Genomic DNA, 9,290 nt, shown 5'->3' on the forward strand with positions numbered 1-9,290 from the left:
TTACTTCCGCTTCGCTTTTTTGTCTGCGGCGTGGCCATAATAGGTACGAGTCGGCGAGTATTCACCGAACTTCTGACCGATCATGTCTTCCGAGACGTTGACGGGGATATGCTTCTGGCCGTTGTACACACCAAAGGTCAGACCCACGAACTGGGGCAGAATGGTGGAACGACGCGACCAGATTTTGATGACTTCGTTGCGGCCCGACTCGCGCGCTGCTTCGGCTTTTTTCAGCACGTAAGCATCGACGAAAGGACCCTTCCAAACAGAGCGAGACATAGATTAACGTCCCTTCTTCTTGGCGTGCCGCGAGCGGATGATCAGCTTCTGGGACGCTTTGTTCTTGTTGCGGGTACGCTTACCCTTGGTGTCCTTACCCCACGGAGTAACCGGCGTACGGCCACCCGAGGTCCGACCTTCACCACCACCGTGCGGGTGATCGATCGGGTTCATTGCAACACCACGAACCGACGGACGAACGCCCTTGTGGCGCATACGACCGGCTTTACCGAGGTTCTGGTTGCTGTTGTCGGGGTTGGACACGGCACCAACGGTGGCCATGCATTCCTGACGGACCATGCGCAGTTCGCCCGAGCTCAGACGGATCTGAGCGTAGCCGCCATCGCGACCAACGAACTGAGCGTAAGTACCGGCCGCACGTGCGATCTGACCGCCTTTACCAGGCTTCATCTCGATGTTGTGGACGATGGTACCAATGGGCATGCCCGAGAACGGCATTGCGTTGCCCGGCTTGATGTCAGCTTTTGCCGACGCGATGACCTTGTCACCAACAGCCAGACGCTGCGGAGCCAGGATATATGCCTGCTCGCCGTCTTCGTATTTTACCAGTGCGATGAATGCGGTCCGGTTCGGGTCATATTCGATCCGCTCGACGGTTGCCGCGACATCAAATTTGTTCCGTTTGAAGTCAACGATCCGGTAGAGACGCTTTGCGCCACCGCCGCGGCGGCGTGAAGTGATCCGTCCGGTGTTGTTCCGGCCGCCCGATTTGGTCAAACCCTCTGTGAGAGACTTGACCGGACGTCCTTTCCAAAGCTCCGAACGGTCGATCAGCACCAGCCCGCGCTGGCCCGGCGTCGTCGGCTTGTACGACTTGAGTGCCATGCTTTCTGTCTTCCGTTTAGCAAGTGCAGGGAGTTTCCCTGCTATGTGATAGGCCCCCGTAGGTGCCAAGGGTATAGGGCCCCGAAGGTCCCCGGTTACAAATATCAGAGGCCCCGGAACGAATCCGAGGCCGCAAGATTGGGTGCGTTTAACAGGGTTGGGGGTGGGTGTCTATAGGGGAAAGGCTTCACTTTCCAACAAAGAACGAGGGTACTTTAACTGACCGTCTCTCGCCTCTGTCGGAGGACCAACAGCTCTCCTCCTTCCAAATCATAACGCTATCTGGGCATCCAATTTATCAAAAAAAGAAAGTTATGGTATGGGGCAATCAGTATCCTTCGATGGCAATTAAGCAACTCTTGATTGAATCTTTCAGCGCGCTGTTGCGCGTAAGAACCGACCATGTAGATCGTTCTTAACCTTCTTTAGTACAAAGGAAAATCAACATGAAGAAGATTACACTGCGCTTCGCTGCAGTCGGTGGGCTTACGTTTATCGCAGCGTGCAGCACAACAGAAATTCCTGACCAGCAAAGCGTCGACACATGCCGCGACCTTGCAGGTATCGAGATAGATTTCATCGTGGAAACCTCTCCCACAGGAGAAAGATCACTGAAGACGGATCCCCCCGGAAGCACAGTTCCGTTGAAAGAGGCTATTGCCTTTGAAAACTGCCTCAAGTCGATTTCATAAGTTGATTCCCACAGAACCCGAGAAACCAGAATGAAAAAAGTTATCGTTGCTGCGCTTGGCTGCGCATTCATCGCTGCATGTGCTGAAACCTCTAGTCAAAATGGCGGTGCCGCGGAAAACCAATCGCGTGCTGCGTCAAAAGAAAAAGTATTCGAATGTGCCAAAGCTGCAGGGATCAAATCACAGCTGGCGGTTGAAACCACTATTTCCGGCGGTCAGATTAAAGAGCGCGTTTTGCCCAAAAACGGTGTGACGCAGGCTCAGGCTGATGCTGCCAATAGCTGTATAGCAGGCTGACGTTTGTTATTCGCAAATAGCGCAAGCAAATTGGACCCCGCATTGGCGGGGTCTTTCGTTTCTTACTTAGTTTCAGCGGGATGGTCCGTGGTGTTGACTAAGCAAGCAGTAATCCTGCGAACTATTCGCGGTGGGGCGCGGGACAAGGCCGAAGGCCGCCCCGCCAGCGACTGTCCGTCTCGGCGGGCTGGCACTTTGGGGAAGTTTGCACCTCGCTAAGAATTCGGATGTATTTGGCACCACAAATCGCACTGATTAGCCGTTGCAGCGCCATCCCACGGGCAGTCTCCGGCACGCCTTGCGCTCTTATCCGAAGGTCCGCTTGCGGTGCAGCGGTTCGGAATCATCGCAATTCGCTACCAACGTTTGAGCTGACCCAGTAACATGCAAAGGGTACGGTGTTTCTGCGCGTTCAAAAGCAATTCAATATAAAGAGCGTTAACGGTTATTTGATGGTTGGCTGGAATAGATCTTGGGGCGCGATAGGAAATTAAAATTCAGCTCAAAAAAATGCCCCAACACTGCGGCCGCTCGTTTTCTTTGACCAAAGGCTTTACCGCCTTCCTCCTCGCTGTAATCGCGACTGCTGTGCTTGGCTATGTTGTCTTGTTTCTACACCATCGTATCGAAGACTATGGAACCTGTGTGCGCTTGCCTAACGGCGTGATTGTCTCCTATCAGGCGCTGTTCGATCTATCTCGATCTTTTGGAACTCCACTACCGGTGGTCCGGGGTCCGGACTTTCAAATTTTGTCCGTCGGCAACGATGAGAGACTCCTTTTCTCACAGACAACGGCTTTTTGGGTCGATATCGATGAGCGTCAGGGCTCTGCGACCGGCCTTGTCTTCCAACCGGATGTCGGCCTCGTCACTCGCGGCAAGGACCCGGCATTGTACTCCGAGTTAGTCGGCGACGCCGGAGAATGGCTTGAACAAGGGGAACGACTAAATAACACCAATGTTTTAGGTGTACTTTACGCACTTAAGAACTACCCCGAGTACCAAGCGCCCTCGTGCCAAGTGCCGTTGATCATTTGGTAGACATGCACAACAAAAACCCCCGCTTGCGCGGGGGCCTTTATCTCTCTCCAAAGACGGGTTCGATCAGAGACCGGTGCTCACGTCGATGGTGTTCCCCTCTTCTAGGGTCACATATGCTTTTTTGACGTCTTTCCGACGGCCCAGCTGGCCGCGGAACCGCTTGACCTTGCCTTTGGTCACGGTGGTGTTCACCGCTTTGACCTTCACACCAAACAGCGCCTCAACGGCCTCTTTGATCTGCGGCTTGTTGCTGTCGATCGCCACTTCAAAGACAACCGCGCCGTTTTCGGACGCCATGGTCGACTTTTCGGTGATGATCGGCTTGCGGATCACGTCGTAGTGTTCTGCCTTCGCGCTCATTTCAGACGAGCCTCCAGTGCTTCGACAGCCGCTTTGGTGAGCACCAGGGTGTCACGCTTGAGGATGTCATAGACGTTTGCGCCCATCGACGGCAGGATATCCAGACCTTCGATGTTCTTGGACGCTTTCAGGAACCCTTCGTTCACGGTCGCGCCGTCGATGACCAGAGCGCGTTTCCAGCCCAGGTTTGCAACCTGTTTGGCCAGAGCGGCGGTCTTGCCTTCGGCTTCGGCGTTTTCGATCACAACCAGTTCACCTGCTTTGGCTTTGGCCGACAGAGCGTGGCGCAGGCCAAGCTTGCGGAACTTTTTCGGCAGGTCGTGGCCGTGCGAACGAGGGGTCGGGCCCTTGTAGATACCACCCTTGCGGAAGATCGGCGCGTTGCGGTCACCATGGCGTGCGCCACCGGTGCCCTTCTGGCGATAGATCTTCTTGGTCGAGTAGCTGGTTTCCGAGCGGGTCTTTACCTTGTGGGTGCCAGCCTGCGCGTTGTTGCGCTGCCAGCGGACCACGCGGTGCAGGATGTCCGCGCGCGGCTCGAGGCCGAACAGGTCCGCATCCAGCTCGATGTTGCCGGCTTTGCCGCCGTCCAGTTTGATTACATCAAGTTTCATGCTTCACCACCTTCTGCGGGCGCTTCTTCCGCAGGTGCTTCGGTTGCCTCGGTGACAGCCGACTTCACAGCAGCCGGGAAAGGCAGGCCTTCCGGTGCTTTCTTCTTGACGGCGTCCTTGACGGTGACCCAGCCCGATTTCGGTCCGGGAACGGCGCCTTTGATGAAGACCAGGTTCCGGTCGGCGTCGGTTTTGACGACTTCCAGGTTCTGGGTGGTAACACGGGCAGCACCCATGTGACCGGCCATCTTCTTGCCTTTGAAAACCTTGCCCGGGTCCTGACACTGACCGGTCGAACCGTGCGAACGGTGGCTGATCGAAACACCGTGCGAGGCGCGCAGACCACCAAAGTTCCAACGCTTCATCGCACCGGCAAAACCTTTACCGATCGAAGTACCCGAAACGTCAACCTTCTGACCTTCCAGGAAGTGTTCTGCCGAAATCTCGGCACCCACATCGATCAGGCCATCTTCGGAGACGCGGAATTCGGCCAGCTTACGCTTGGGCTCGACCTTTGCAGCGGCGTAGTGACCGCGCATGGCTTTCGAGGTGCGTTTTGCCTTGGCAGCACCGGCGCCCAGCTGAACGGCGGTGTAGCCGTCTTTGTCAGCGGTACGCTGTGCAACGACCTGCAGGTTGTCCAGGTGAAGAACGGTCACAGGGACCTGCTTGCCGTCTTCCATGAACAGGCGGGTCATGCCAACTTTTTTTGCGATAATACCAGAGCGCATAATCTATACCCTCCGATCTTACGACTGCAGCTTGATCTCGACGTCCACACCAGCAGCGAGGTCGAGCTTCATCAGCGCGTCAACGGTCTGGGGGGTCGGATCAACGATGTCCAAGAGACGCTTGTGCGTACGGATCTCGAACTGGTCGCGGGATTTCTTGTCTACGTGAGGGCCACGGAGAACCGTGAACTTCTCAATCTTGTTCGGCAGCGGGATCGGGCCGCGCACGTTCGCGCCGGTCCGCTTGGCAGTGTTGACGATCTCTTGCGTGCTGGCATCCAGAACGCGATAGTCAAATGCCTTCAGCCGAATACGGATGTTTTGGCTTTGCATATTAACAGCCTTTTATCAGGCGTTGAGGTTGAGAGGAGGACAGACGCGCATCGCCAACCCTCTTCGAACCCAAAAGGCGGGAATCACCCCGCCTTGACGTTCTTATGGAGAACCCGCGCGTGATAGTGGGGTTGGTGGGGTTTGGCAAGCCAAAAAGTTGGGGCCGCGGCTTCCATTTTCATGCAAAGCTTATCTGATGTAGACGAACGGTTAGATGACCGCCTGCAAGCACATGAAACAGCAGTAGGCAATATATGAATGAACCCTAAACGCTCTCAATCTGGGCTCGCAAAAGAAGGGATAAGGATGGTAGATTTATCGGATTTCACCACATTAATATTGACCGTATTAAATGAGAAAGATGCTGAATCACTTAACGTCCTGATCGAACCTCATCTTGAATTGTATGAAGTGCCTCCAGGAAAACTCTGTGAAGTGTTGTATCCTTGGAATTCTGACAACTCGAATCCAGACAAGCGCTTGGAGGTCGCACAGAGAGAGGATTGTTTCGTTATTTACCCTCCTGGTAAATACGCTCCCTTGCTCATGGTGGATGGGAGGCATTTGGAAAACAAATGGCACCAAACCGCGCCCGACTAAGCGGTTTTTAATTCTTTCAGAGCAACTGCCGCCCACCAGCAGGCAAAGCCGCCTTACGCGATGATTTTCGACGCACTTGTTATGTGCGTCTCGGGATTATTGAATTCAAACAAAAAGGCCGCCCCTTTCGGGACGGCCTTTTTTAGTCTCACTGATATGCCGGGCTGATGTCCGACCTACCGTGATTATTCGACGATCTTCGACACAACACCCGCGCCAGCAGTGCGGCCGCCTTCGCGGATGGCGAAGCGCAGACCGTTTTCCATCGCGATCGGCGCGATCAGTTCAATGCCGAACGACACGTTGTCGCCAGGTACGACTTTCTCTGTGTTTCCTGAGACTACTGCGATGAACCCCAACTAATTCCGCACCAGCCACGGGTCTTCAACCTTCATCCCCTGATACACCGCATGCAAAAAGAGATGAGCAATCACAGGGTCATTCGAAAACGGCGAGAACTGCAAATTGCCCTCTTTGACCCCTTCCACGGCCTCATAGATAACCTGATCCGCCTTGACGGTCACCAGCACCTCAAGTTCCGCCAATGTTTCCGGATCAACCGCTGTGGGGTCATCCGACAGGATCACAAAGTCCGCCACCTTTCCAACCTCGATCGAGCCCTTTTCATCCTCCTCAAAATGCTGCCACGCAGGCCAGATCGTCATGGCCTTCAAGGCAGTCATAACATCGACCCTCTGATGCGGCCCCAAGATATCACCGGACCGAGTACGGCGAGTGACGGTTGCGGCAAGGACACGCATGCTGTCGGGAAAGGCCACCGGGGCATCGTGGTGTGTACCAAACATCATGTCCCGCTCGCGCAGCCATCCGGTGGGTGAGATATTGTCTGCATTGATCGGCCCAACGGTGTGATCCCGGTGCCAATCGCCCCAGTAAAAGGTGTGCATAGGGAAAAGCGACGGAAAAACACCAAGGCGCTTAAAGCTCGCAACCTGGTCTTCTCGTAGAAACTGGCCATGAATCAGAACAGGACGGTTACCAGGGTCGCCATACTTGATCTGCGCTTCTTCTAGGGCCGCAATCAGCATGTCAGATGCTCCCTCACCGTTGGAATGCACAAGAATCTGGAACCCGTTCTCGTAACACCAGTTCACCGCGTCCTGGAGTTGCTCCATCGTGATAGCGGCGTATCCTGAATACCCGGCAGCATAGTTCCCAACCGGATCATAATAGGGTCGATCCCTCAATGCTGTGAAACCCTGAGGCGAACCGTCAATCGTGAGCTTACAGCCCCCGACTCGAACCCGGTCATTGTAGTTCTTTGAGGTGTTGGCACCAATAAATTCCCTGGCCTCAAGAACATCCGGAAACGCTACCACGTCGATTGGAAGCCCGTCTTCGGCCGCAACTTTCCTGAGAACTTCTACAATTTCACCCGAAGATCGGCCTTCTTGTCCGGTTGTATATCCAAACTTTGCCCAGAGATCGGCACCTGCACGGGCGAATGCCGCCAGACCTTCCTCACCCAAATTTCCTAGCATGGGGACAAGAACCGAAAAGAACGCATACTCTTCTAATACACCATTTGGTTCCCCACCGTCATCGCGCTGAATTACTCCACCCGGAGGAGCTTCTGAAGCGGCTGTGATGCCAGCCAATTCTAAGGCCTTCGAGTTTGCGACACCCAAGTGCCCAGACTGATGAATAATAATGACAGGCAAGTCTTTGGACACCATGTCCAGCTCGTGCCGTGTAGGATGGCGCAGTTCCTTTAGTTGAGCATTGTCGTAGCCAAAGCCAATGATCATTTTAACCTGTTCAACGGCCTGCGCATTCTCCTCGGCCCAGTCTGACAGCGTGGATTGCAGGCTGGCAATATCAACAACCTCGCCATCCGGTGGCGCGAGAAGATTAGCGGACAGCGCCTGCAAGCCCCCCATGACGACATGTCCATGGCTATCGACGAAACCCGGAAGCATCGCGCGCCCTTCCAAATCATAGGTTGCGGTTCCTTCCCCCTGATGTGCTGACAAATCAGACAGCGACCCCACGGCAAGAATGCGCCCGTCCTTGACGGCGACAGCCTCAGCGGACGGAGCTGCATCGTTTATCGTTACGATTGGCCCACCGAGATAAATTCTATCAGCGATTTGTTGCGAGGACGCCGAGGTAGAGGAGAAAGCGATTGCTGCGACAAGACAGATTGAACGCGTCGAAAAGTGCATCTGATTACCTCTTTTCTATTGCAATGTCTCAATATGAAAGAGGTTAGCATCACTGTGAGCTGAGGCAAAAACGAAAAAGGGCGCCCCGAGGGGCGCCCTTTCTTTGGCTATTCGCGGGTGCGAATTACTCGATGATTTTCGACACAACGCCAGCGCCGACGGTGCGACCGCCTTCGCGGATCGCGAAGCGCAGGCCGTTTTCCATCGCGATGGGGGCGATCAGCTCAACGCCGAACGACACGTTGTCGCCGGGCATGACCATCTCGGTGCCTTCGGCCAGCGTCACGGTGCCGGTCACGTCAGTGGTCCGGAAGTAGAACTGCGGACGGTAGTTCGCGAAGAACGGGGTGTGACGACCGCCTTCTTCCTTGGTCAGGATGTAGGCTTCGGCTTCGAACTTGGTGTGCGGTGTCACCGAACCCGGCTTACACAGAACCTGGCCACGCTCAACGCCGTCACGGTCAACACCACGCAGCAGCGCGCCGATGTTGTCGCCCGCTTCACCGCGGTCCAGCAGCTTGCGGAACATTTCAACGCCGGTGCAGGTGGTCTTGGTGGTGTCGCGGATGCCGACGATTTCGATCTCGTCGCCAACATTGATCACGCCACGCTCAACACGACCGGTCACAACAGTACCACGGCCCGAGATTGAGAACACGTCTTCGATCGGCATCAGGAACGGCTGGTCAACAGCACGCTCGGGGGTGTCGATGTAGTCATCAACAGCCGCCATCAGTTCCTTGATTTTCTCTTCGCCGATTTCCGGGTTGTTGCCTTCCATCGCGGCCAGAGCCGACCCTGCGATGATCGGAATATCGTCGCCGGGGTACTCATAGCTCGACAGCAGCTCGCGGATTTCCATTTCCACCAGTTCCAGCAGCTCTTCGTCGTCAACCTGGTCAACTTTGTTCATGAACACGACCATCTTCGGGATGCCAACCTGGCGGCCCAGCAGGATGTGCTCACGCGTCTGCGGCATCGGGCCGTCAGCTGCGTTCACAACCAGGATCGCGCCGTCCATCTGCGCGGCACCGGTGATCATGTTCTTGACGTAGTCGGCGTGGCCGGGGCAGTCGACATGCGCATAGTGGCGGTTGTCGGTCTCGTATTCCACGTGGGCGGTCGAGATGGTGATGCCGCGCGCTTTCTCTTCCGGCGCACCGTCAATCTGGTCATACGCTTTGAAGTCACCAAAATACTTGGTGATTGCTGCGGTCAGCGTCGTCTTACCATGGTCAACGTGGCCAATCGTGCCGATGTTGACGTGCGGTTTTGTACGCTCAAACTTTTCCTTTGCCATGATGGCCTCCT

Annotated in this window: 12 protein-coding genes and 1 pseudogene; 4 read left to right on the forward strand and 9 right to left on the reverse strand. The window is 55.2% G+C overall.

Annotation, left to right across the window (positions count from 1 at the left end):
- Positions 1-279: a 30S ribosomal protein S19 gene (gene rpsS, locus ACP0GE_RS08650; RefSeq protein WP_005980699.1), complete on the reverse strand. Its 279-nt coding sequence runs from the start codon at positions 277-279 to the stop codon at positions 1-3.
- A 3-nt stretch (positions 280-282) separates the two neighbouring features.
- The gene (gene rplB / locus ACP0GE_RS08655) at positions 283-1,125 is read right to left on the reverse strand and encodes a 50S ribosomal protein L2 (protein WP_170356688.1); all 843 of its coding nucleotides are present in this window, start codon (positions 1,123-1,125) and stop codon (positions 283-285) included.
- Between the two features lie 446 nt (positions 1,126-1,571).
- Here rplB and ACP0GE_RS08660 point away from each other — a divergent pair, with 446 nt between their 5' ends.
- From ACP0GE_RS08660 to ACP0GE_RS08670, 3 genes are all read left to right on the forward strand, one after another.
- Positions 1,572-1,817, forward strand: coding sequence for a hypothetical protein (locus ACP0GE_RS08660; protein WP_424831558.1), 246 nt, complete (start codon positions 1,572-1,574; stop codon positions 1,815-1,817).
- Positions 1,818-1,847: 30 nt separating this feature from the next.
- Positions 1,848-2,114, forward strand: a complete 267-nt coding sequence (locus tag ACP0GE_RS08665; RefSeq protein WP_424831559.1) for a hypothetical protein — start codon at positions 1,848-1,850, stop codon at positions 2,112-2,114.
- 510 nt (positions 2,115-2,624) lie between these two features.
- Complete coding sequence (locus ACP0GE_RS08670; RefSeq protein ID WP_424831560.1) at positions 2,625-3,155, forward strand: hypothetical protein; 531 nt, start codon at positions 2,625-2,627, stop codon at positions 3,153-3,155.
- 63 nt (positions 3,156-3,218) lie between these two features.
- On the opposite strand, the gene ACP0GE_RS08675 is transcribed toward ACP0GE_RS08670, so the two are convergent.
- The 4 genes from ACP0GE_RS08675 to rpsJ are packed head-to-tail and all read right to left on the reverse strand — an operon-like array spanning position 3,219 to position 5,193.
- A complete protein-coding gene (locus tag ACP0GE_RS08675; protein WP_008757532.1) occupies positions 3,219-3,515 on the reverse strand; it encodes a 50S ribosomal protein L23 in 297 nt (98 codons plus the stop codon).
- Positions 3,512-4,129, reverse strand: coding sequence for a 50S ribosomal protein L4 (gene rplD / locus ACP0GE_RS08680; protein ID WP_170694153.1), 618 nt, complete (start codon positions 4,127-4,129; stop codon positions 3,512-3,514). The genes ACP0GE_RS08675 and rplD overlap by 4 nt, the downstream gene beginning before the upstream one ends.
- Positions 4,126-4,860: a 50S ribosomal protein L3 gene (rplC, locus tag ACP0GE_RS08685; RefSeq protein ID WP_424831561.1), complete on the reverse strand. Its 735-nt coding sequence runs from the start codon at positions 4,858-4,860 to the stop codon at positions 4,126-4,128. The genes rplD and rplC overlap by 4 nt, the downstream gene beginning before the upstream one ends.
- An 18-nt stretch (positions 4,861-4,878) precedes the next feature.
- A complete protein-coding gene (gene rpsJ / locus ACP0GE_RS08690; RefSeq protein ID WP_008756422.1) occupies positions 4,879-5,193 on the reverse strand; it encodes a 30S ribosomal protein S10 in 315 nt (104 codons plus the stop codon).
- 258 nt (positions 5,194-5,451) lie between these two features.
- Between rpsJ and ACP0GE_RS08695 the strand changes: the two genes are divergently transcribed.
- Positions 5,452-5,793 carry a hypothetical protein gene (locus ACP0GE_RS08695; protein WP_424831562.1) on the forward strand — a complete coding sequence of 114 codons (342 nt, stop codon included), beginning with the start codon at positions 5,452-5,454 and terminating at the stop codon, positions 5,791-5,793.
- Positions 5,794-5,978: 185 nt separating this feature from the next.
- On the opposite strand, the pseudogene tuf (ACP0GE_RS08700) reads toward ACP0GE_RS08695, so the two are convergent.
- From tuf (ACP0GE_RS08700) to tuf (ACP0GE_RS08710), 3 genes and pseudogenes are all read right to left on the reverse strand, one after another.
- A pseudogene (tuf, locus tag ACP0GE_RS08700) lies at positions 5,979-6,122 on the reverse strand (elongation factor Tu); the annotation flags it as partial.
- Positions 6,123-6,152: 30 nt separating this feature from the next.
- A complete protein-coding gene (locus ACP0GE_RS08705; protein WP_424831563.1) occupies positions 6,153-7,979 on the reverse strand; it encodes an amidohydrolase in 1,827 nt (608 codons plus the stop codon).
- Positions 7,980-8,103: 124 nt separating this feature from the next.
- Complete coding sequence (gene tuf, locus ACP0GE_RS08710) at positions 8,104-9,279, reverse strand: elongation factor Tu (protein WP_424831564.1); 1,176 nt, start codon at positions 9,277-9,279, stop codon at positions 8,104-8,106.
- Positions 9,280-9,290: the final 11 nt, after the last annotated feature.

Origin of the sequence: Ruegeria sp., from assembly GCF_965243365.1 — a bacterium.
Classification (GTDB): domain Bacteria; phylum Pseudomonadota; class Alphaproteobacteria; order Rhodobacterales; family Rhodobacteraceae; genus Ruegeria.

Excerpts from the sequence above, each read along its gene's own strand:
- ACP0GE_RS08695 (WP_424831562.1), top strand. The coding sequence starts at position 5,452 with ATGAACCCTAAACGCTCTCAATCTGGGCTCGCAAAAGAAGGGATAAGG.
- rpsS (WP_005980699.1), bottom strand. The coding sequence starts at position 279 with ATGTCTCGCTCTGTTTGGAAGGGTCCTTTCGTCGATGCTTACGTGCTG.
- ACP0GE_RS08675 (WP_008757532.1), bottom strand. The coding sequence starts at position 3,515 with ATGAGCGCGAAGGCAGAACACTACGACGTGATCCGCAAGCCGATCATC.
- tuf (WP_424831564.1), bottom strand. The coding sequence starts at position 9,279 with ATGGCAAAGGAAAAGTTTGAGCGTACAAAACCGCACGTCAACATCGGC.
- ACP0GE_RS08705 (WP_424831563.1), bottom strand. The coding sequence starts at position 7,979 with ATGCACTTTTCGACGCGTTCAATCTGTCTTGTCGCAGCAATCGCTTTC.
- rplD (WP_170694153.1), bottom strand. The coding sequence starts at position 4,129 with ATGAAACTTGATGTAATCAAACTGGACGGCGGCAAAGCCGGCAACATC.
- ACP0GE_RS08660 (WP_424831558.1), top strand. The coding sequence starts at position 1,572 with ATGAAGAAGATTACACTGCGCTTCGCTGCAGTCGGTGGGCTTACGTTT.
- rplC (WP_424831561.1), bottom strand. The coding sequence starts at position 4,860 with ATGCGCTCTGGTATTATCGCAAAAAAAGTTGGCATGACCCGCCTGTTC.
- rplB (WP_170356688.1), bottom strand. The coding sequence starts at position 1,125 with ATGGCACTCAAGTCGTACAAGCCGACGACGCCGGGCCAGCGCGGGCTG.
- rpsJ (WP_008756422.1), bottom strand. The coding sequence starts at position 5,193 with ATGCAAAGCCAAAACATCCGTATTCGGCTGAAGGCATTTGACTATCGC.
- ACP0GE_RS08665 (WP_424831559.1), top strand. The coding sequence starts at position 1,848 with ATGAAAAAAGTTATCGTTGCTGCGCTTGGCTGCGCATTCATCGCTGCA.
- ACP0GE_RS08670 (WP_424831560.1), top strand. The coding sequence starts at position 2,625 with ATGCCCCAACACTGCGGCCGCTCGTTTTCTTTGACCAAAGGCTTTACC.